The sequence below is a fragment of the Polynucleobacter sp. 35-46-11 genome (assembly GCF_002281105.1).
Genome location: NZ_NCFJ01000642.1, coordinates 1 through 1269, shown reverse-complemented (window position 1 = coordinate 1269; position 1269 = coordinate 1). Strand labels below are relative to the sequence as shown.

General features: G+C 40.9%; 1 protein-coding gene. It reads right to left on the bottom strand.

What is annotated here, in order from left to right; all coding sequences use genetic code 11:
• On the bottom strand, positions 1-1116 hold a 1116-nt coding region (locus B7Y67_RS18400; RefSeq protein ID WP_367227312.1), incomplete at its 3' end, for a DUF748 domain-containing protein.
• Positions 1117-1269 lie beyond the last annotated feature (153 nt).

Genomic DNA, 1269 nt, shown 5'->3' with positions numbered 1-1269 from the left:
AGAGAAGCCTTTTTCATCAATTTCAAACTGGAGAGCTGGTTGAGAAACCGATAATTCATCAATAGACAGACTTGCGCCAGAGTTTTTTGAACTCTGATAAACAAATCGACTTACATCACCAGAATTCCATTTCACGACTGATTGCTTTTGCCCCTGCTCAAGTAAATCCAAACCTAGTAAATGCAAATCTCCCGAAATAGAAAGTGCATCATCCTTTAGGCTGACATCTATAACAGACTGAATGACTCCACCCTGGGTCAAAATTTCTGTATTAGCTGGAAGCAATGTAACAAAAGGGGTAATTGAAATATTGTCTATCTGCACTTTGGCTGCGATTGATTTGTCGGCTTTGAAATCCCAATGGGAGCTGATGCGTCCCTCATCAATCTCAAAATCAATTTGAGCACCCAGCGTATCTAGCGCCGGATTATCTAATGAGCCCTTAATAGCAAGATGCTTGAATGCAATCTTTTTATTCAAGCCTGGCAAAGTAAAGTTCAGTGCACCCAAATTGAATTCATACTGGCCGCGAACGCCATTCACTTCACCTTGCTTATCGTAGTTTGCAATATCTAATAACTCAATCGAGAGCGACTTAAATTGCTCATGCAAATTTTTATTTGGGTCCAACACCTCAAATGAGCCATTGACGAGCTGAAATTGATCAACTGATATTTTGATATTTTTCTTAGGCGCAGCTGAATCCATTGGAGGTAAATTACGCGTAATCGCGGATATCAACTCCTGCCAATTCCATTGCCCTGTCGCAGCTTTAGAGGCTGTCTTTTCGAGCTTAATGCTAGGCCCATCCAACAGAATCTCATCGAATCCCAATTCCCCAATAATGAGGTGAGACCACTTCAGCATCACTACTGATTTCTTTAAGTCAAGCAATTGCCCTTGATACTTATTCACCAATCGCAAGCCATCAATTTCGATACGTAATCGCAAGGGAGAGATGCTGAGATCTTTATAGGTGATTTGATAGCCAATCTTATTGCCATAAATCTCTACTGCATTCTTGATGGCACCGGGAAGCCAAAGATGTGCCGCACACCAGAACAAAAAAGTGAGTCCAAGTAAGCTCCCAGTAATTCGTAGTAACCAGGTTCGCATAATTGAAAGATTGAAAGAAATCATCGTTACAGTAATTTGAATCTTGAATGAAAGTATCAGAGTCTATCTAGACTGCTGGAGGAAATCCTACCTTTTGCTGCCAACTGTTATTAAACACATGAATGATGGGCTTTTCATAGACGCCTGCCTTTG